We start from the raw sequence: 19,770 nt of genomic DNA on the forward strand, positions 1-19,770 counted from the left end.
TCAGCCGGTCTCGGAGCTGCCGAGCGCGCCGAGGATCCGCTCGGCCGCCAGCGTGGCCGTCAGCGTGCCCTCCCTGACCTCCCGCTCCAGGTTCGGTGCCAGGGCCCGTACCGCGGGATCGGCGTGCAGGCGGCCCAGCAGTTCGTCGCGGACCATCGCCCAGGTCCAGTCGACCTGCTGGTCGCGGCGCTTGGCGGTGAGCCGGCCGGTGGAGTCGAGGAGCGTGCGGTGCTGTTCGAGGCGCTCCCAGACGGTGTCCAGGCCGGCCGACTCACGGGCGCTGCAACTGAGCACCGGCGGGGTCCAGACCGGGTCCTTGCCGTGCATCAGCCGCAGGGCGCCCGCCAGTTCGCGCGCGGCCGCCTGGGCGTCCCGCTGGTGCGGGCCGTCCGCCTTGTTGACGGCGATGACGTCGGCCAGCTCCAGGACGCCCTTCTTGATGCCCTGGAGTTGGTCGCCGGTGCGGGCGAGGGTGAGCAGCAGGAAGGAGTCGACCATGTTGGCGACGGTGGTCTCGGACTGGCCGACGCCGACCGTCTCGACCAGGACGACGTCGTAACCGGCCGCCTCCATCACCACGATCGACTCGCGGGTCGCCTTGGCGACCCCGCCGAGCGTGCCCGAGGTGGGGGAGGGGCGGACGAACGCCGCCGGGTCCACGGCCAGGCGCTCCATGCGGGTCTTGTCGCCCAGGATGGAGCCGCCGGTCCGGGTGGAGGACGGGTCGACGGCGAGCACCGCCACCCGGTGCCCGAGCGAGGTCAGCATCGTCCCGAACGCGTCGATGAACGTCGACTTGCCCACGCCCGGCACCCCGCTGACACCGATCCGCCGGGCCCGTCCGCTGTGCGGCAGCAGCTCGGTGAGCAGCTCCTGCGCGAGCGCACGGTGCTGGGGCCGAGTGGACTCGACGAGGGTGATCGCCCGCGCGATCACCGCCCGCTTGCCGTCGAGTACGCCCTTCACATACGCGTCGACATCGATCACAGGTCGTGCCCGAGGTCGCCCGCGAGCCGCTTGACCAGGTCGTACGCCGCGTCCGGAATCACCGTCCCGGGCGGGAACACGGCCGCGGCGCCCATCTCCAGGAGCGTGGGCACGTCCTGCGGCGGGATGACCCCGCCCACCGAGATCATGATGTCCTCGCGGCCTTCCTCGGCCAGCGCCTCTTTGAGCGCCGGTACGAGGGTGAGGTGCCCCGCGGCCAGCGAGGACACCCCGACGATGTGCACGTCCGCCTCGACGGCCTGGCGGGCCACCTCGGCCGGGGTCTGGAACAGCGGGCCGACGTCCACGTCGAAGCCCAGGTCGGCGAAGGCGGTGGCGATCACCTTCTGGCCGCGGTCGTGGCCGTCCTGGCCCATCTTGGCGACCAGGATGCGCGGGCGCCGGCCCTCGGCCTCGTCGAAGGCGTCCACCAGGGCCCGGGTGCGGTCCACGGTCGGGGACTCGCCTGCTTCGTTGCGGTACACGCCGGAGATCGTACGGATCTGGCTCGCGTGCCGCCCGTACACCTTCTCCAGGGCGTCGGAGATCTCGCCGACGGTGGCCTTGGCGCGAGCCGCGCGCACGGCCAGCTCCAGCAGGTTGCCCTCGCCGCCGGCGGCCCGGGTGAGCGCGTCGAGCGCGTCCTGGCAGGCGGTCTCGTCCCGCTCCGCGCGCAGCCGCCGCAGCTTCTCGATCTGCTGGGCGCGTACGGAGGAGTTGTCGACCTTGAGGACGTCGATCGCCTCGTCGTTCTCCACGCGGTACTTGTTCACGCCGATCACCGGCTGGCGGCCGGAGTCGATACGGGCCTGGGTGCGGGCCGCGGCCTCCTCGATGCGCAGCTTGGGGATGCCGGCGTCGATCGCCTTGGCCATGCCGCCCGCCGCCTCCACCTCCTGGATGTGCTGCCAGGCCTTGCGGGCGAGGTCGTACGTCAGCTTCTCCACGTAGGCGCTGCCGCCCCACGGGTCGATGACCCGGGTGGTGCCGGACTCCTGCTGGATCAGCAGCTGGGTGTTGCGGGCGATGCGCGCGGAGAAGTCGGTGGGCAGCGCGAGCGCCTCGTCGAGGGCGTTGGTGTGCAGCGACTGGGTGTGGCCCTGGGTCGCCGCCATCGCCTCGACACACGTACGCGTGACGTTGTTGAACACGTCCTGCGCGGTCAGCGACCAGCCGGAGGTCTGCGAATGGGTGCGCAGGGAAAGGGACTTGGCGTTCTGCGGGTCGAACTGCCTCACCAGCTTCGCCCACAGCAGCCGTGCCGCCCGCAGCTTGGCGATCTCCATGAAGAAGTTCATGCCGATCGCCCAGAAGAAGGACAGCCGTGGCGCGAACGCGTCGACGTCCAGGCCCGCTTCACGTCCCGCGCGGATGTACTCCACGCCGTCCGCGAGGGTGTACGCGAGCTCCAGGTCGGCCGTCGCGCCCGCCTCCTGGATGTGGTAGCCGGAGATGGAGATGGAGTTGTAGCGCGGCATCCGCTGCGAGGTGAAGGCGAAGATGTCGGAGATGATCCGCATCGACGGCTTCGGCGGATAGATGTAGGTGTTGCGGACCATGAACTCCTTGAGGATGTCGTTCTGGATGGTCCCGGCCAACTTCTCGGGCGCGACGCCCTGTTCCTCCGCCGCCACGATGTAGAGCGCGAGTACGGGGAGCACCGCGCCGTTCATCGTCATGGAGACGGTCATCTTGTCCAGCGGGATCCCGTCGAACAGCTGCCGCATGTCGTAGATCGAGTCGATCGCCACGCCCGCCATGCCGACGTCACCGGTCACCCGCGGGTGGTCGCTGTCGTAACCCCGGTGGGTGGGCAGGTCGAAGGCGACCGACAGGCCCTTCTGACCGGCGGCGAGGTTGCGCCGGTAGAACGCGTTGGACTCCTCGGCGGTCGAGAAGCCGGCGTACTGCCGGATCGTCCACGGCTGGTTGACGTACATCGTCGAGTACGGGCCGCGCAGGTAGGGCGCGGCGCCCGGGCGGGTGTCCAGGAAGTCCAGGCCCTCCAGGTCCTGTCCGGTGTAGAGCGGCTTGACCGGGATGCCCTCCGGGGTCTCCCACAGCAGGTCGTCGCCACCGGCCGCCCGCTTGACGGCCGTCCGCCACTCGTCGGCGTTGCCGGCCGCGGCCGGGGTCCCCAGCTCGATCCCGGAGAAGTCGGGGACGGTCATCGGGAGACCCCCAAGCGGTCGAGAGCGTCGGTCAGTACGGAGACGGCGTCGCAGCCCGCGAAGACGTACGAGTCGACACCGGCGTGCTCACCGGGGCGCCCGGCGAGGTGCACGTGCGCGGCGCCGGCGGCCTTCAGCTGCGCGGCCACCGACTCGGCCTGCTCCTCGTACAGGGCGTCGCTGGAGCAGAGACAGGCCTCTGCGGCGCCGCTCTCCTCGAAGCTGCCCTCGGTGACGGGCTCGATGCCGCCGGCCTGGAAGAGGTTGGAGGCGAAGGTCAGCCGGGCGGTGTGCGCGGCGGCCGGGCCGAGCGCGGCCAGGAAGACCCGGGGCCGGGAGCCGGTCGCGGCCAGATGGGCGTCGGAGCGGGCGCGCAGCTCCTCGTACGCCTCGTCGCGGCGCACCCGCGGCAGACCGCCGGAACGCGGCTCGGGCGCGCTCTCGCGGACCACCGGCTTCTCCGCGAGGAACGGGAACTCGCTCACCCCGGTGATGGGTTCGCGCCGCTTGGCCAGCTTGGCGCTGCGGGCCGCCCAGGTGTCGGCCAGGATCCGGCCGAGCTCGCCGGAGCGCAACGCCGCTCCCTGACCGCCGAGTCGCTCGATCCGCCGGAAGAACTCCCAGCCCGCGTGGGCGAGTTCGTCCGTGAGCCGCTCCACGTACCAGGAGCCGCCCGCCGGGTCGATCACCCGGGCCAGATGCGACTCCTCGATGAGGATCGTCGAGGTGTTGCGGGCGATGCGGCGCGCGAACGCGTCCGGCAGGCCCAGGGCGTCGTCGAAGGGCAGCACGGTGACCGCGTCGGCGCCGCCCGCCCCGGCGGCCAGCGTGGCGATCGTCGTGCGCAGCATGTTCACCCACGGGTCGCGGCGCGACATCATCACCGGCGAGGTGACCGCGTGCTGCACCTGCGCCCCCGCGTCCGGCGCGCCGGAGGCCTCGGCGACCCGCGCCCACAGCCGACGCGCGGCCCGCAGCTTGGCGATGGTCAGGAACTGGTCGGCGGTCGCCGCGTACCTGAACTCCAGCTGGGCACAGGCCTGTTCGAGGCTCAGCCCGCCCTCGGTGAGCTCCCGCAGGTAGGCCACGCCGGTCGCGAGCGACGCCCCCAGCTCCTGCGCGGCCGAGCCGCCGGCCTCGTGGTACGGCAGCGCGTCCACCGTCAGCGTGCGCAGCCCGGGGTACTCCTCGGCGCACCGGCGGGCGAGCCCGAGCACCGGCGCGAAATCCTGAGCCCGCCCGGTGCGGGCCTCGTGCCCGAGTGGGTCGGCGCCCAGGTTGCCGCGCGCCGCCTCCTTGGCGACACCGCGCTCCTCGTACAGCCGCAGCAACTCCTGTGCGGCGGGCTCGAGTTCGGCGCCCGCGTCGAGGGCGACGGGCGCGAGGTCGAGGTAGACGCCGTCGAGGGCCCCGGCGAGCGAGGCGACGGGGATGCCGCCCTCTCCGACCACGAGCCACAGCGACCCGACGCCGTTCTCCAGGTCCGCGAGGACCGAGCCGCCGTCAACCGTGGCGTGCCGCTGCCGTACGTCCCAGCCGCCGGCGGTGTTCCCCGCGGGGCGGCTGCCGCGCACGAAGGGCGCGAACCCCGGGAAGCCGGGCTCGGGCGCGGCATCGCGCGAGGTGTACAGGGGACGGGTGCGCAACCCGTCCTCCAACGCGGTGGACAGGGCTTCCTCGGCCGCGGCACCCTCGACGTCCTTGCCCGCCTTGCGCAGGACACCCGCCACAAGGCGCTGCCACTGCTCATGGGACACGTCAGGGAACTCGCCGGCCAACTCGAGCCCGTCGTCAGGCAGGACCGTCATGCTCGGATGTTAGGTCAGAGCGGCAAAGGAGCAGCAGGGGGAGGGGTTGTGACCTTGCCCTCTCCGCGGCTGTGACCTCGGCCTCCCTGCCGTATTAGTGTCGTGGCATGACAGACGAAACGCTGCGCTCGGTCACCGTCCGGCGGACCGCCACCGGCCATTTCACCGCGGAGAACGCCCGCGGCGGCACGATCGACTTCGGCACCGGCGACGGCAGCGCCTTCACCCCGGTGGAGCTGCTGCTCGCCGCACTCGGCGGGTGCAGCGCGGCCGACGTGGACGTCGCCACGGCGCGGCACGTGGAGCCCACCGAGTTCACCGTGACGGTGACCGGCAACAAGGTCGCCGACGAGGCCGGCAACCGGATGACCGACCTCGCCGTGAGCTTCACCGTTTCCTTTCCGGACGGTCCGACCGGCGACCGTGCCCGCGCGATCCTGCCCCGGGCCGCAAAGACCTCCCACGACGCCCTCTGCACGGTGAGCCGCACCATCGAGGCGGGCACGCCGGTCACCGTGACGGTGGCCTGACACCCGAATGGCCCTGCCTACCGGCTCAGTTCGGCCGGTTCGTCCATCCGGGTCAGTTTGTGCGGATTGGCCACCGCGTGGATCCGGGTGACCTTCCCGTCCGCCACCACGAGGCTCACCGCGGCCGGCCGACCGTCCATCTCGATCCGGCCCGCGAGCTCGCCGTTGAGCCATACGGCCGACACCACCCGGTCCGGACGGGCCAGCAGCTGGGCCACGATCGCGGCCCCGTGGACCGGAGCAGGCGCGGCGCCCGCGAGCCCGCCGCCGTCGGCGATCAGGACCACGTCCGGTGCCAGCACGTCCAGCAGCTCCTGGAGGCGGCCGGTACGCAACGCGGCCAGGAACCGCTCTACGACGGCCTGCTGCTCCGCGCGGCTCACCGCGACCCGCGGCCGCCGGGCCGCCACGTGCTCGCGGGCCCGCCGCGCGATCTGCCGCACCGCCGCCGCGGACTTCCCGACGGCTTCGGCGATCTCCTCGTACGGCACCTCGAAGACCTCACGGAGCACGAACACCGCCCGCTCGGTCGGCCCGAGCGTCTCCAACACCGTCAGCATCGCGATCGACACGCTCTCCGCGAGCTCGACGTCCTCGGCGACGTCCGGGCTGGTCAGCAGTGGTTCCGGAAGCCACTCGCCGACGTACTCCTCGCGGCGGCGGGACATCGTGCGCAGCCGGTTGAGGGCCTGGCGGGTGACGGTGCGGACCAGGTAGCCGCGCGGGTCGCGCACCTGGGCCCGGTCGACGCCGGCCCACCGCAGCCAGGACTCCTGGAGAACGTCCTCCGCGTCGGCCGCGGAGCCGAGCATCTCGTAGGCGACCGTGAACAGCAGGCTGCGGTGGGCGACGAAGGGGTCCTCGCTCATGCCGTCGACGCCACGCGGGACGGCCCGGGACGTGTGGCGAGGGGGATCTCGCAGGCGTCGGAGTAGCCCTGCGAGGTGATCCCCTGCGCCGTGTTGCAGCGGGCCGCCAGGTTGGCGTAGCCGATGAACACGGTCAGCTCGACCAGCGCGGCCGGCCCGAGCGCGTCGAGCAGCCGCTTCGACAGCTCGTCGGTGACGGTCGTCGGTGTGTCCGTCATCGCCTCGGCGTACTCGAGGACGTCTCGCTCCAGCGGCGTGAAGACCGCCGACTCCCGCCACCGCGGCACCTGGCTCGCCTTGGCCGGGTCCAGGTGCTGGTTCAGCGCGAGGAAGTAGTTGATGTCCAGGCACCAACTGCAACCGACCCGCGCGGCGACGGCCATGTGCGCGAACGTCTTCAGCCCCGCGTCGGCCGCGTCCCACCGGCCCACCTTGGCCGAGAACTCCTGGTTGTCCAAGGCGAGTCGGGGATGGTTCCACAGCACTTCGACGGGCTCGGGCACGGTACCGAGCTGCTTGATCAGGCTGTCACGGAGCTCGGCGTCGAGCTCGGCCTTCGGGACGCGCGGCGTCATGGCGTTCTCCTTGCGTCTGGAGTTGTACGACGGCCGGTCCGGCCGTCCGGCATGAAGACACCGGCGGACGCTCGCGTGTGACAGGCGGGGTCCTACGCCCGGTCGAGCAGGAGCCGCGCCGCCACCGTCGCCCCGTCGCCGCGGACGGTGTCGGCCACGGCCTTCGCCCGTGCGCCGGTCTCGGGGGCCAGGGCGATGCCCAGAGCCGCCGACAGGGAGTCGAAGGTCGGGGTCGGGCCGTCGTGGGCCGCGCCGATGCCCAGCTCGGCGACCCGGCCCGCCCAGTACGGCTGGTCCGCCAGCTGGGGTACCACCACCTGGGGCGCGCCGGCCCGGGTCGCGGTCGTCGTGGTGCCCGCGCCGCCGTGGTGCACTACGGCGGCGACCCGGCGGAACAGCGCCTGGTGGTTGGCCTCGCCGACGGCGAAGCAGTCGTCCCGCTCGTCGGTCAGCGCCAGGTCGGCCCAGCCCCGGGCGACCAGCACCCGGCGCCCGTGCGCACGGACCGCCTCGACGACCACCTGACCGGCGTCCTTCGACTCGTGCAGGGGCATACTGCCGAAGCCCACGTACACCGGCGGTTCACCGGCCTCCAGGAACGCCAACAGGTCGGCGGGCAGCGGGCGTTCGTCCGGCCGGACCCACGCCCCGGTCTGTACGACGTCCAGCTCCGACGCGCCCGGCCACGGGTCGAGCACCGGATCCGTCGCCAGCCACGGCCGGTCGCCGATGACGTAGTCGCGGACGCTCTCCACCGGCGGCAGGCCGATCTCGGCACGGTTGACGTTGAGCGCCTCGCCGAACAGCGCGTTGATGTTCTGCGCGTCCAGGTCCCAGAGCACCTTGTTGTCGGTCTCGTCCGCGGGCAGCGGGCGGCCCGGATACTCCAGCGGCCGACGCAGCGCCGACGGCAGGGTGACCTGCTGGAAGGCGGCCGACACGGCGGGGATGCCCAGCTTCTCGGCCACCGACAGCGCACCGGCCGCGGCCGGCAGCAGGCCTGCCGCCACCACCAGCGCATCGCACCCCTCGGCCGCCTCCGTGACCACTTCGAGGTGACCGGCGATCAGCTGGGCCGCGCGCTGCGGCAGGCCCGCCGCCGGCAGCGCCGCCTTCGTCAGCGCGCGGGCCGACGGGCCGACCGGCACCAGCGGCACCCCGACCCCGGCGAGCAGCCGCGCGAAGTCCTCGTCCGGCGGCGCGCACACCCGCACCTCCGCGCCGAGCTCCCGCAGCGCCACGGCGAGCCCCGCCATCGGCTCGACGTCCCCGCGCGACCCGTACGTCGACAACAGCACACGCATCTGGTGACTCCCATTTCCGCAGGTGATGGCCTCGGCGAGTGATTCTGCGGTACGACCCGGGCCTTGTGGCAAGCCCCCCGGTGGGCTATACGTTGAGGGTGGGAAGGAGCGGCTCCCCGGAGTGCAACTCCCTTACAGTTGCCTGAAGTTGGTCATTCCAGGCACTTTGTGAGGTGGACGCCCGCATGCCCCGCACTCCGTCACGACGTACCGTCCTGCGCGGACTCACCGTCTCCGGAGCGGCCGTGATCGGCTTCGACCCCGAGGCTCGCAGCTGGGCCGCGTCCGGCACCGGGACCGCCCCGGGCCTCGCGCGGATCCCACACCTGGACGGAACGCTCGTCACCGACGACCCGTCGCTCACGGCCGCCGCCGAGGACTACGGCCACATACTGCACCGGCGCCCGGTCGCCGTACTGCGCCCGGGCTCCGTACAGGACGTGGTCGTCATGGTCCGGTTCTGCAACGAGCACCGCGTGCCGGTCGCACCCCGCGGCCAGGGACACGCCACCCACGGCCAGGCACAGGTCCAGGGCGGCCTGGTCATCGAGACCGCCACCCTCGCCGACATCGGCCCCGTCGGCCCGGTCGCCACCACGATCACCGTCGGCGCGGGCGCCCGCTGGAGCCAGGTCGCCAAGGCGGCGCTCGCCCACGGCCGCACCCCGCCCGTCTTCACCGACTACCTCGAACTCTCCGTCGGCGGCACCCTGTCCGTCGGCGGTCTCGGCGGCCAGACCCACCGGCACGGCGCACAGGTCGACAACGTCACCGAACTCCAGGTCGTCACCGGCGCCGGCGAACTCGTCCGCTGCTCCCCGTCCCGGCACCCCGACCTCTTCCACGCCGTCCTGGCCGGCCTCGGCCAGTGCGCGATCGTCGTCGGCGCCACCGTCCGCCTGGTGCGCGCGCCGGAGACCGTACGCCACTACCTCCTGCCCTACGACGACCTGGAGACCTTCCTCGCCGACCAGCGCACCCTCGTCGAGGAGGGCCGCTTCGACTACGTCGAGGGCCTGGTCTCGGCGGACGCCGACGGAGCGTTCCGCGTCTTCACCCTGGAGGCGGTCGCCTACGGGCCGCCGGCAGGCCCCGCCCCGGACGACACGGCCCTGCTGCGCGGCCTGCGCCACGACCCCTCCGGCGTCGAGAAGACCGACCTCGCCTACTACGACTTCCTCGACCGACTGGCCCCCGCAGTCGCCGCGTTGAAGGAGGCCGGCTTCTGGACGTACGCGCACCCGTGGCTCAACCTGCTGCTCCCCGGCGACTCCGCCGCCGCCCTCACCGCGCGGATGCTGGACGCCCTCACCCCGGCCGACCTCGGCCCCGGCGTCGTCCTCGTGTACCCGATCCTGCGCGAGCGCCTCACCACCCCGCTCTTCCGCGCCCCCGACGACGCCGTGCCGTACCTCTTCGCCATCCTGCGCACGACCCCGCCCGAGGACACCGCCACCGTCGACCGTCTCCTGGCCGTCAACCGCGAGGCGTACGAGGCCACCGCGGCGGCCGGCGGCACCCAGTACCCGGTCGGCAGCATCCCCTTCACCCAGGCCGACTGGCGCACCCACTTCGGTGCGGAGTGGCCGCAACTGGCGGCGGCGAAACGGACGTACGACCCACGAGGGATCCTGGTCCCGGGCCAGGGCGTCTTCCCTGCATGGTCCGCCTCGGGGGCGACAGACTGAGGGACGTCGGCGTCGGTGCGCCGCGACCGCTGCAAGCGGCAGACCGGCTACGTCACGCCGGGGTTCGGTCGGCCGCCCGTTCCATGCGGATGATCACGCTCTTCGACGTGGGCGTGTTGCTGATGTCCGCGACGCTGTCGAGGGGGACCAGGACGTTGGTCTCCGGGTAGTAGGCGGCGGCCGAGCCCCGGGGGGTGGGGTAGGAGACCAGGCGGAAGGCGTCGGCTCGGCGTTCCGAGCCGTCGGACCAGATGCTGATCAGGTCGACCGACTCGCCGTCTTCCAGGCCGAATTCATCGAGGTCGGCACGGTTGACGAGGACCACGCGGCGGCCGCCCTTGATGCCCCGGTAGCGGTCGTCCATGGCGTAGGGGATGGTGTTCCACTGGTCGTGCGAGCGCAGCGTCTGAAGGACCAGGTGGCCCTTGGGTGCCTGGAGCATCGTGAAGTCGTTGGCGGTGAAGACGGCCTTGCCGGACGGAGTGCGGAACACCTTGCTGTTGACCGGGTTGGGCAGGCGGAAGCCGCCGGGCTCGCGCACCCGCTCGTTGAAGTCGTGGAAGCCGTCGACGACTTGGGCGATCCGGTCGCGGACACGGTCGTAGTCGGCCTCGAACTCCTCCCAGGGGATGCCCGGTTCGGAGCCCAGCACCCGGCGGGCCAGCCGGCCGATGATGGCCACCTCGCTCAGCAGGTGCTCGGAGGCCGGTGCCAGCCGGCCGCGCGTGGAGTGGACCTCGCTCATCGAGTCCTCGACCGTCATGAACTGCTCGCCGGTCGCCTGCACGTCGCGGTCGCTGCGGCCGAGCGTCGGCAGGATCAGCGCCGTACGGCCGCACACCGCGTGCGAGCGGTTGAGCTTGGTCGAGATCTGCACCGTCAGACGGCAGTTGCGCAGGGCGCGCTCGGTGACGTCGCTGTCGGGGGTGGCCCGCACGAAGTTGCCCGCGACGCCCACGAAGACCTTGGCGAGTCCGTCGCGCATGGCGCGGATCGAGTCGACGGAGTCCAGGCCGTGCGCCGTCGGCGCGGTGAAGCCGAACTCGGCGCCGAGCCGGTCCAGGAACGGCTGGGGCATGCGCTCGAAGATGCCCATCGTGCGGTCGCCCTGCACGTTGCTGTGCCCCCGGACCGGGCAGACGCCGGCGCCCGGACGGCCGAGGTTTCCGCGCAGCAGAAGGAAGTTGACGACCTCCCGGATCGTCGGCACGCCGTGCTTGTGCTGGGTCAGGCCCATCGCCCAGCAGACGATGATGCTCTTGCTCTCCAGCACGCGCGCGTGGACCTGCTCGATCTCGTCCCTGCTCAGCCCGGTGGCCTCCAGGACCTCGTCCCAGGACGTCTTGCGGATGTGCTCGGCGAAGGCCTCGTAACCCGTGGTGTGCGCCTCGATGAACTCCCGGTCCAGGACGGTGCCCGGCTCCTTGTCCTCCGCCTCCAGGAGCATCAGGTTCAGCGCCTGGAACAGGGCGAGGTCGCCGCCGGGGCGGATCTGCAGGAACTGGTCGGCTATGTCGGTGCCGCGGCCGACGATCCCGCGCGCCTTCTGCGGGTGCTTGAAGCGCAGCAGACCGGCCTCGGGCAGCGGGTTGACCGCGACGACATGGCCACCGCGCCGCTTGGTCTCCTCCAGAGCGGACAGCATGCGCGGGTGGTTGGTGCCGGGGTTCTGGCCGACGACGAAGACCAGGTCGGAGTCGTAGATGTCGTCGAGGCTGACGCTGCCCTTGCCGATGCCCAGCGTCTCGTTGAGGGCCGAACCGCTGGACTCGTGGCACATGTTGGAGCAGTCCGGCAGGTTGTTGGTGCCGAAGGCCCGCGCGAACAGCTGGAGCAGGAAGGCGGGTTCGTTGGCGAGCCGCCCCGAGGTGTAGAACAGCGCCTCGTCCGGGTGGTCCAGGGCGCGCAGCTCGCCTGCCAGCAGGTCCAGGGCCTCGTCCCAGCCGATCGGCTCGTAGTGCTCGGCGCCCTCGCGCAGCACCATCGGCTCGGTCAGCCGGCCCTGCTGGTTGAGCCAGTAGTCCGACTTCCGGTTCAGCTCGTCGACCGTGTGGCGCCGGAAGAAGTCGGCGGTCACCCGCCGGGAGGTGGCCTCGTCGGCGATGTGCTTGGCGCCGTTCTCGCAGTACTCGTTGCGATGCCGCTTGCCCGGCGCGGGCTCGGGCCAGGCGCAGCCCGGGCAGTCGAAGCCCTTGGTCTGGTTGATGTTGAGCAGCGTCAGGGCCGTGCGCTTCGGCGAGGTCTGGCCCAGCGCGTACTGGAGCGCGTGCACGACCGCGGGAGCACCGGTGGCCCACGTCTTGGGCGCCGTCACGGACAGCTCGGCCTCGTCCGGCTCTTCCAGGTCCCGCATCGAGTGCCCCGCCCTCTCCGTCCGCTCGTAACAGGCCCACTCTTCGGCAGTGCGTCCGGCCAGGTCAAAGCGGAGTTTCCGATCGCTTGAGAAGCAGCGCCGATCAGTGCCGGACGGCCGGGGCGGGCCGTCGGTGCCGGGCGGCCGGATCCGGGGGATCATGGGAGCGTGCTGCTCCGCCAACTCGAGTACCTCGTCGCCCTCGCCCGCGCCCGCCACTTCGCGAAGGCGGCGCAGGCCTGCTACGTCTCCCAGCCCGCCCTGTCCGAGGGCATCCGCAAGCTGGAGGAGGAGCTCGGCATCCCCCTCGTCCAGCGCGGCCGCAGGTTCGACGGGCTCACACCGGAGGGCGAGCGGGTCGTCGTCTGGGCGCAGCGCATCCTCGCCGACCGGGACGCCATGGAGGGCGAGATCCAGGCCCTGCGCGCGGGCCTGACCGGCCGCCTGCGCATCGGCACCGTCCCCACCGCCTCCACGGCGGTCGCACTCCTCACCCAGCCGTTCTGCGCCGCCAACCCCCTCGCCGCCGTCCAGGTCTTCGCCGACCTCCAGGCCGAGGACATCGTGAACAGACTCCGGGCGTACGAACTCGACGCCGCCGTGACCTACCACAGCTCCGTCGCCGCGCACGACTTCAAGTTCGTACCCCTCTACCAGGAGCGCTACGTCCTGCTGACCCAGCGCTCCGCCCCCGACTCCGGTCCGGCGGAGATCTCCTGGGAGGACGCGGCCCAGTACCCCCTGTGCCTCCTGCACCCGATGATGCAGGGCCGCCAGGTGCTGGACGCGGTGTTCGAGGCCGTCGGCGTCGCGGTGACCCCGCGCGTGGAGACCGACTCGATCGCCTCCCTGTTCGCGCAGGTCAGGGCCGGCCAGTGGGCGAGCGTGGTGCCGTACGCCTGGCTGCACGTCTTCGGTGTCCCCGTCGGCATGCACGCCGTCCCCCTGGTCAGCCCGGTCCGCACCGAGCGCATCGGCCTGGTCCTCCCGGCCCGCGAACCCGTCCCGGTGATCGGCCAGGCCCTGATCGACGTCGTCGACCGGGCCGGGATCGCCGCGACGCTGGAGCGGCTGCCGCATCAGGCGCCGGGCGGCGGGACGGCGTTCGGGGCGCAACGGTAGGGCCTGTCCGACGGTTCTCGCCTGCCCGGCGGCGTTCGGCACGCACGCTCGACGCCGGCGGGCGCGGCACCCCGGCCCACCGCGTCCCAAATGCCCTGTGGAGCACCGGAGTTGTCTTCGGTAGCCTCGCGCGTGGGCGAAAGGGGCCGTGCCATGCGGGCGATCGTCGTGGGAGCGGGCATCGGGGGACTGGCCGCGACCCTGAGCCTGCGCCGGGCCGGGCACGAGGTCACGCTGGTCGAGCAGACCCCGCGGCTCACCGAGACCGGTGCCGGGATCCAGCTCGCCCCCAACGCCACGCGCGAGCTGCGCCGGTTCGGCCGGCTCGACGAGGTGGCCGCACAGTCCGCCAGGCCCGCCGACGTCAGCTTCCGCACCTGGTCCGACGGGACCGAGATCTGCCGCTACGCACTGGGGCGCGAGGCCGAGGACGCCTTCGGGGCGCCGTATCTCCAGATCCACCGGGCCGATCTGCAGCGCGCGTTGGCCGCCGCGGTGCCGCCCGGGGCGGTGCGGCTGGACACGCAGGTCGTGGGCATCGGCCAGGACGACGCCTCAGCCTGGGCGACGACGGCCGACGGCGAACGACTGGTCGCGGACCTGGTGGTGGCCGCGGACGGGATACGTTCCGCCGCCCGCCAGTGGCTCTTCGGCACGGACGAGGCGATCTTCTCGAGGACCGCCGCGTACCGCGCCCTGCTCCCGGCCGCCGAGGTGGCCGACCTGGACCTCCCGGACACCGGCGTCTGGCTCGGCCCCGGCCGCCACTTCGTCCACTACCGGGTGCGCCGGGGTGAACTGCTCAACGTCGTCGCGGTGTTCACCACCGAGGTCGCGGCACAGGAGTCGTGGACCGCACGGGCCGAACCGGGGGAGCAGTTGCGCGAGTTCGAGGGGTGGGCCGCCCCGGTGCTGAGTGTCCTGGAACGCGCCGGCCAGGTGTTCCGCTACGGCATCCACACCCGCGCCCCGCTCGCCCGCTGGAACGTCGGCCGGGTGACCCTGCTCGGCGACAGCGCCCACGCGATGGTCCCGTTCCAGGCCCAGGGCGCGGCCCAGGCGATCCTGGACGCGGCGGTACTGGGCGACTCCCTCGCCGACGTGACACCGGACGGCGTACCCGAGGCGCTGGAACGCTATGTACGCCGACGGCTGGGGACCGCCACGGGCATGCAGGCCCGCTCGGCCCGGGCGGGCGAGGAGTTCCACCTGCCGGACGGGCCGGAGGCCCAGGCCCGCAACGCGCGGATGGCGGCGTACGCGGCGGAGCACAGGTTCATGCCGGTGGCGACGGCGTGGGCGGTCGACGTGCTGGACGACAAGGAGCAGACGTAAGCGTCGGTCACGGACCTCACACCCGCACCGCCGACCCCCGCTCACTCATCCGCGGCGCGCACAACACCCGCTTCTTCCGCACCCGCTTCCCCTCGATCGCCGCGACCGTCAGCCGTGCCGCCTCCGCCGCGATCTCGGTCAACCCCCAGTCCACCGTGGTCAACGGAGGCGTGAGGACCCGCGACACCGGATGGTCGTCGAAGCCGACCACGGAGACGTCCCGCCCCACCTTCAGCGAGGCCTCCGCCGCGGCCGCGTACACCCCGTAGGCGAGGGAGTCCGAGAAGCAGAACACGGCCGTCGCCGCACGCGAGCCGCCGTCCAGCACCCGGCGCGCCACCGCCGTCGCCTCGCCCAACTCCTGCGGACACGGCACCAGTTCGGCCTCAAGGCCGAGCCGGTCGGCCGCCTCACGGACGTAGACGTCGGCCGGCCGGTCCGGCGTGCTCGGCCGGGTCGGCGTCAGCACCGTCACCCGGCGATGCCCCAGCCCGTGCAGATAGTCCAGTACGGCGTCGATCCCGGCCCGGTTGTCGAAGATGACCTGCCCCGCCGTGCGGGCCCGGCTCAGCGAGTCGCCTACGGCCACCACCGGCAGCGCCTCGGCGATCGCCGCCCAGCCCTTCGCCGAAGGATTCACCGGGGACACCAGCAGCGCGTCCACCCGCTGATCGCGCAGCTGCTTGGCCAGGACCAGCTCGCGGTCGGGATCGCCGCCCGCGTCCAGGATCAGCGCGTAGCGGTCGCCGGCCAGCAGCTCCCGGCCGATGGCCGCCATCAGCTGCTGCTGCCACAGGTCCTGGAGGTCGCCCGCGAGGACACCGACCATGCTGGTACGGCCGCTGGCGAGGGCACGGGCGATCGGATCGGCCTCGTAACCGAGCTCGGCCGCGGCCTTGCGCACCCGTTCCTCGGTCTCCTTCGAGACGTGTTTGCCGCGCAGGGCGTACGACACGGCGGCGGTGGAGAGGCCCGTGGCCTCGGCCACCTCCCGAAGGGTGGTGCGCTTGTTGGGCCTGGCCATGCCGGGAAGCCTACCGGGACGGCCGTGCCCAGCGGGCGCACGGCCCGCCGACACCCGCGCCGGGAGCCCCTCGCATCGTGTCGGCGTCACCGTCGTATCCCCAGGGCATGTCTTGACACCTCACCTTGTTAAGCGCTTAAGTTAACCGCATAAGTGAACCGCTTAACCTGTCCCCAAGAGGAACGCCCCGCGTGCTCACCGACGTCCACCAGCACATCTGGCCGCCCGCCTTCACCGAGCTGCTGCGCTCCCGCACGACACCGCCGTACCTGGACGGCTCCACCCTGCACCTGACCGGTGAGCCGCCCTACGAGGTCGACCCGGCCGACCACGACATCGCGGCCCGCACCCGTCTCGCCGCCGCCGACGGACTCGACCTCGCCCTGGTGTCCCTCTCCAGTCCCCTCGGCATCGAGTACCTCCCGCCCGCCGAGGCGGCCCCACTCCTCACCGCCTTCCACGACGGCGCCCTGGCCCTCCCGCCGCCCTTCGGTGTCTGGGCCTCGACCTGCCTGTCCGCACCGGACCCCGAGACCGTCGAGCAGGAACTCCGTCGCGGCTGCGTCGGCCTCCAACTCCCCGCCACGGCGGTCGTGGACGCCGCCGGATGGGATCACTGCGCGCCCCTCCTCGACGTCCTCACCCGCCACGACAAACCCCTCTTCGTCCACCCCGGTCCCGCCGCGGCCACCCCCGGAGCCCCACCGTGGTGGCCCGCCCTGGTCCCTTACCTCCAGCAGCTGCACGCCTCCTGGTTCGCCTTCCGTGCCCACGGCCGCTCCCGCCACCCGGGCCTGCGCGTCTGCTTCGCCGCCCTGGCCGGGCTCGCGCCGCTGCACGGCGAGCGGCTCACCGCGCGCGGCGGCGGTCGCGGGGAGATCGACTTCGACGTGTTCTACGAGACCTCCTCGTACGGCACCAAGGCCGCCGACGCACTCGTCCGAGCCGTCGGCATAGACGTGGTCGTCAGCGGCAGCGACCGCCCGTACGCACCCCCCGTCATACCCGACCTCGGCGCGCCCGCCGCCGAACACGCCCTGCGCGCCGCCAACCCGGCGCGTCTGCTCCACGGCCGTACCTGAGCCGTGCCCTGTCGGAACCGGCACCGGAAGGAGCCACCCATGACCTACGAGTCCCTGCCCGAGCGCACCCTCGACAGGCGCGAACTCCAGGCACTCGTCACCGATCTCGCCGCCCGGCCCGAGGTCTGGCGCGAACACGTGGCCTTCGACGACCGGCAACGGCACTACGCGTCCCTGTACCGCGACGAGTTCGTCGACGTCTGGCTGCTGTGCTGGACCCGGCGGAACGACACCGGCTGGCACGACCACGACCTGTCCGCCGGTGCCGTCACCGTCGTCCAGGGCGCGCTCAACGAGTCCGCCCTGCGGATCGGCGGCACCCATCTGTCCCTCACCTTCGAGACCGGCGAGTCCTTCTGCTTCGGCCCGGAGCACATCCACCGGCTGACCGGCGCGACCGACGACGCCGTCTCGATCCACGCCTACTCACCGCCGCTGTGGCGACTCGGCCAGTACGACATCACGGGGGACGGGCTGATGCGCCGTATCTCCGTCTCGTACGCGGACGAACTGCGGCCGTTGGACACCCCGGCCGCCTGACCCGTGACGAACTGTCTCCCTATGTAGACACCGTCTTACATACGGGATGCCCGCCGTGCAGGATGGGTCCTTCGTGCGTCGAACGAAGGGGGTCCGCGTGGCAGGCGAGTCCTTGCTGCTGCTCGTCGTGGCCGGTGTCGCCTCCGGGCTGGCCGGGTCGATCGCCGGACTGGCCTCGCTGTTCAGCTATCCGGCGCTGCTGGCCGCGGGGCTGCCGCCGGTGGCCGCCAACGTCACCAACACCGTGGCGCTGTTCGCCAACACCGCCGGAACCGCGGCCGGTTCGCGTGAGGAGTTGAGGGGGCAGGGTCGTCGACTGGGCCGGCTGGCGGCCCTTGCCGCCGTCGGCGGATCGGTCGGCGCGGCGCTGCTGCTCGGCACGCCCTCGTCGACCTTCGAGCGTGTGGTGCCCTGGCTGATCGCGCTGGGTTCGGTGCTGATTCTCGTACGTGAACCGCTGCGGCGGCTCATCGAACGGCGGGCCCCTCACGACGGCCGGGGTCCGCGCATGACGCTGCCGCTGATCTGCGCGGTGCTTCTGGTGGGGCTCTACGGCGGCTACTTCGGTGCCGCGGCCGGGGTGCTGATGCTCGCGGTGCTGTCCCTGTCCGTTGACGAGCCGCTGCGTGTGACCAACGCCGTGAAGAACGTCGTGACCGGAGCGGCCAACCTCACCGCGGCGATCGCCTACGCCTTCCTCGCGCCGGTCGACTGGCGGGCCGCGGCGGCGCTCGGCCTCGGCTGCCTGGTCGGCAGCCGGGTGGGGCCGGTCGTGGTGCGGCGGCTGCCCGAGAAGCCGCTGCGGATCGCGATCGCGCTGGCCGGCTTGGGGCTGGCCGTCTCGCTGTGGCTGCGGGCGGGCTGACCGCGTCGGACGCTTTCGGGCCGACCTCTGCACACCCATTGACCCGGCTGTGTCGATCAACCTAGCCTCCGTCCTCATATGTAGACGACGTCCTCATGTGGGGACTTCGTTCGAGGGAATGAACGGCAGTTCAAAGGAGAACTGACACATGCCGCTCGTGGTGGTGGGGATCAGCGTGCTGGTCCTGCTCCTGTTGATGACGAAGTTCCGGCTGAACGGCTTCGCCGCCCTGCTCCTGGTGGCCGTCGGCGTCGCCGTGGTCCGGGGCATCCCCCTGGAGAAGATCTCGGACGTCCTCGCCGAGGGCATCGGCGGCCAGATCGGCGACACGATGCTCACCATCGGTCTCGGCGCCATGGTCGGCCGGGTGATGGGGGATTCGGGCGCCGCCCAGCGCATCGCCACCAGACTCCTCGACATCTGCGGGCCGCGCTGGGTACAGGTCGCGATGGTGCTGACCGCCATGCTGATCGGCGTGACCATGTTCTACGAGGTCGCGTTCGTCATCATCGTGCCGGTCGCGTTCACCCTCGTCCGGGTCACCCGCTCCAACCTGCTGTGGGTGGGGCTGCCCATGTCCATCGCCCTGTCCACCATGCACAGCTTCCTGCCGCCCCACCCCGGCCCGACCGCGGTGGCCGCCACCTTCCACGCCTCGGCCGGACTCACCCTGTTCTACGGCCTGTTCATCGCCGTCCCGGTCGGTGCGCTGATCGCCCTGACCTGGCCGCGCCTGCCCTTCGTCCGCGCGATGAACCCCGAGATACCCAAGGGCCTGGTCGGCGAGCGCGTCTTCGAGGACGAGGAGACGCCCGGCATGGGCTGGTCGCTGGCAGTTGCCCTGCTGCCCGTGGTGCTGATCGCGGGCGCCGCGGTCACCGACCTGGCGACCTCCTCGTCCACCCCGTTCCTGCACTTCGTGGCCTTCATCGGCTCCGCGCCGATCGCCCTGCTGCTCACCCTGCTTCTCTCGATCTGGGCGCTCGGCCCGCGCATCGGCCGCAGCCTCGCCGAGGTCGCCGCGTCGTGCCGCGAGGCCGCCCAGGCGATGGCGATGATCCTGCTCGTGATCGGCGCCGGCGGAGCCTTCAAGAACGTCCTCGTCGAGGGCGGGATCTCCGACTACATCAAGGACACCACCGAGCACTGGTCGATCTCGCCGATCATCCTGGCCTGGCTGATCGCGGCGATCCTGCGGGTGGCCCTGGGCTCGGCGACCGTCGCCGTCGTCACCGCCTCCGGCGTCGCCCTCCCGCTGCTCGCCGGCAGCGGCGTCCACCCCGAGGTGATGGTGCTCGCCGTCTCCTGCGGATCGATCGCGTTCTCCCATGTGAACGACCCGGGCTTCTGGATGTTCAAGGAGTACTTCAACCTGTCGGTCATCGACGCCATCAAGGCCCGTACGACCTACACGACCGTCCTCGCCGTCCTGGGCCTCGGCGGTGTACTGCTCCTGGAACAGGTGCTGGACGCCCTCAAGGTCTGACCATCCACCCCTCAACCCCCCCCTCACAGGA

The 19,770-nt window shown here is 72.1% G+C and carries 16 protein-coding genes; 8 read left to right on the forward strand and 8 right to left on the reverse strand.

What is annotated here, in order from left to right; translation table 11 throughout:
- Genes meaB through ACQEWB_RS45270 form a run of 3 tightly spaced genes read right to left on the reverse strand, consistent with a single transcriptional unit; the run spans position 1 to position 4,966 of the window.
- Positions 1 to 987 (reverse strand): methylmalonyl Co-A mutase-associated GTPase MeaB, encoded by a 987-nt coding sequence (meaB, locus tag ACQEWB_RS45260; protein WP_432841976.1) that lies wholly within the window; start codon positions 985 to 987, stop codon positions 1 to 3.
- Positions 984 to 3,158, reverse strand: coding sequence for a methylmalonyl-CoA mutase (gene scpA, locus ACQEWB_RS45265; RefSeq protein ID WP_432841978.1), 2,175 nt, complete (start codon positions 3,156 to 3,158; stop codon positions 984 to 986). The genes meaB and scpA overlap by 4 nt, the downstream gene beginning before the upstream one ends.
- Positions 3,155 to 4,966, reverse strand: a complete 1,812-nt coding sequence (locus ACQEWB_RS45270; RefSeq protein WP_432841980.1) for a methylmalonyl-CoA mutase family protein — start codon at positions 4,964 to 4,966, stop codon at positions 3,155 to 3,157. Before ACQEWB_RS45270 ends, scpA begins: the two co-directional genes overlap by 4 nt.
- A gap of 107 nt (positions 4,967 to 5,073) precedes the next feature.
- Between ACQEWB_RS45270 and ACQEWB_RS45275 the strand changes: the two genes are divergently transcribed.
- Complete coding sequence (locus ACQEWB_RS45275) at positions 5,074 to 5,496, forward strand: OsmC family protein (protein ID WP_432841982.1); 423 nt, start codon at positions 5,074 to 5,076, stop codon at positions 5,494 to 5,496.
- 17 nt (positions 5,497 to 5,513) lie between these two features.
- Here the strand turns inward: ACQEWB_RS45275 and ACQEWB_RS45280 are convergent, their stop codons facing one another.
- From ACQEWB_RS45280 to ACQEWB_RS45290, 3 genes are all read right to left on the reverse strand, one after another.
- The gene (locus tag ACQEWB_RS45280; protein WP_432841984.1) at positions 5,514 to 6,365 is read right to left on the reverse strand and encodes an RNA polymerase sigma-70 factor; all 852 of its coding nucleotides are present in this window, start codon (positions 6,363 to 6,365) and stop codon (positions 5,514 to 5,516) included.
- Positions 6,362 to 6,940 (reverse strand): carboxymuconolactone decarboxylase family protein, encoded by a 579-nt coding sequence (locus tag ACQEWB_RS45285; RefSeq protein ID WP_432841986.1) that lies wholly within the window; start codon positions 6,938 to 6,940, stop codon positions 6,362 to 6,364. Before ACQEWB_RS45285 ends, ACQEWB_RS45280 begins: the two co-directional genes overlap by 4 nt.
- 92 nt (positions 6,941 to 7,032) lie before the next feature.
- The gene (locus ACQEWB_RS45290; RefSeq protein ID WP_432841988.1) at positions 7,033 to 8,244 is read right to left on the reverse strand and encodes a glycosyltransferase; all 1,212 of its coding nucleotides are present in this window, start codon (positions 8,242 to 8,244) and stop codon (positions 7,033 to 7,035) included.
- Positions 8,245 to 8,429: 185 nt separating this feature from the next.
- Here ACQEWB_RS45290 and ACQEWB_RS45295 point away from each other — a divergent pair, with 185 nt between their 5' ends.
- Positions 8,430 to 9,932, forward strand: a complete 1,503-nt coding sequence (locus tag ACQEWB_RS45295; RefSeq protein WP_432841990.1) for an FAD-binding protein — start codon at positions 8,430 to 8,432, stop codon at positions 9,930 to 9,932.
- A 52-nt stretch (positions 9,933 to 9,984) separates the two neighbouring features.
- Here the strand turns inward: ACQEWB_RS45295 and ACQEWB_RS45300 are convergent, their stop codons facing one another.
- A complete protein-coding gene (locus tag ACQEWB_RS45300) occupies positions 9,985 to 12,285 on the reverse strand; it encodes an FdhF/YdeP family oxidoreductase (protein WP_432841992.1) in 2,301 nt (766 codons plus the stop codon).
- A 168-nt stretch (positions 12,286 to 12,453) separates the two neighbouring features.
- On the opposite strand from ACQEWB_RS45300, the gene ACQEWB_RS45305 reads away from it, so the two are divergent.
- Positions 12,454 to 13,407 (forward strand): LysR family transcriptional regulator, encoded by a 954-nt coding sequence (locus tag ACQEWB_RS45305; RefSeq protein WP_432841994.1) that lies wholly within the window; start codon positions 12,454 to 12,456, stop codon positions 13,405 to 13,407.
- A gap of 153 nt (positions 13,408 to 13,560) precedes the next feature.
- On the forward strand, positions 13,561 to 14,742 hold the full coding sequence (locus tag ACQEWB_RS45310) for an FAD-dependent monooxygenase (RefSeq protein WP_432841996.1): 1,182 nt from the start codon (positions 13,561 to 13,563) through the stop codon (positions 14,740 to 14,742).
- 16 nt (positions 14,743 to 14,758) lie between these two features.
- On the opposite strand, the gene ACQEWB_RS45315 is transcribed toward ACQEWB_RS45310, so the two are convergent.
- A complete protein-coding gene (locus ACQEWB_RS45315) occupies positions 14,759 to 15,766 on the reverse strand; it encodes a LacI family DNA-binding transcriptional regulator (protein WP_432841998.1) in 1,008 nt (335 codons plus the stop codon).
- 191 nt (positions 15,767 to 15,957) lie between these two features.
- Here ACQEWB_RS45315 and ACQEWB_RS45320 point away from each other — a divergent pair, with 191 nt between their 5' ends.
- From ACQEWB_RS45320 to ACQEWB_RS45335, 4 genes are all read left to right on the forward strand, one after another.
- Complete coding sequence (locus tag ACQEWB_RS45320; RefSeq protein WP_432842000.1) at positions 15,958 to 16,848, forward strand: amidohydrolase; 891 nt, start codon at positions 15,958 to 15,960, stop codon at positions 16,846 to 16,848.
- Between the two features lie 39 nt (positions 16,849 to 16,887).
- Positions 16,888 to 17,388: a cysteine dioxygenase gene (locus tag ACQEWB_RS45325; protein WP_432842002.1), complete on the forward strand. Its 501-nt coding sequence runs from the start codon at positions 16,888 to 16,890 to the stop codon at positions 17,386 to 17,388.
- Positions 17,389 to 17,485: 97 nt separating this feature from the next.
- Positions 17,486 to 18,253 (forward strand): sulfite exporter TauE/SafE family protein, encoded by a 768-nt coding sequence (locus tag ACQEWB_RS45330; RefSeq protein WP_432842004.1) that lies wholly within the window; start codon positions 17,486 to 17,488, stop codon positions 18,251 to 18,253.
- Between the two features lie 148 nt (positions 18,254 to 18,401).
- A complete protein-coding gene (locus tag ACQEWB_RS45335; RefSeq protein WP_432842006.1) occupies positions 18,402 to 19,739 on the forward strand; it encodes a gluconate:H+ symporter in 1,338 nt (445 codons plus the stop codon).
- Positions 19,740 to 19,770 lie beyond the last annotated feature (31 nt).

It is taken from the genome of Streptomyces sp. CA-249302 (assembly GCF_050936785.1).
Classification (GTDB): Bacteria; Actinomycetota; Actinomycetes; order Streptomycetales; family Streptomycetaceae; genus Streptomyces.